The organism is Pseudomonas sp. K5002 (genome assembly GCF_013386655.1).
Classification (GTDB): Bacteria; Pseudomonadota; Gammaproteobacteria; order Pseudomonadales; family Pseudomonadaceae; genus Aquipseudomonas.
On the sequence record NZ_JACARK010001535.1, the window covers coordinates 395 to 632 of the forward strand.

The 238-nt window shown below is 68.5% G+C and carries 1 protein-coding gene; it reads right to left on the reverse strand.

Annotation, left to right across the window (positions count from 1 at the left end; translation table 11 throughout):
- Positions 1–238: AMP-binding protein (locus tag HX846_RS40145; RefSeq protein WP_256740486.1), on the reverse strand; the 238-nt coding region annotated here is incomplete at both ends.

The window sequence follows — 238 nt, forward strand, 5'->3', positions numbered from 1 at the left end:
GATCATCACGCCCTTGGGCATACCGGTCGAGCCCGAGGTAAACAGCACGTAGGCCAGGCTGGCCGGGCCGCCGGCCAGCGCCAGTGGTGTGTCGTTGGGTGAGTTCCAGGCAGCCTCGGCGAACAGTGCCGTGGGCGCGTGGTCGAGGCCGCTGAGCAGTTGATCGAGCAGGCCACTGCAACCTTCACTCGCCACCAGCAGCGGGGCGCGGGAGAGGTTGAGGATCTCGCGCAGGCGC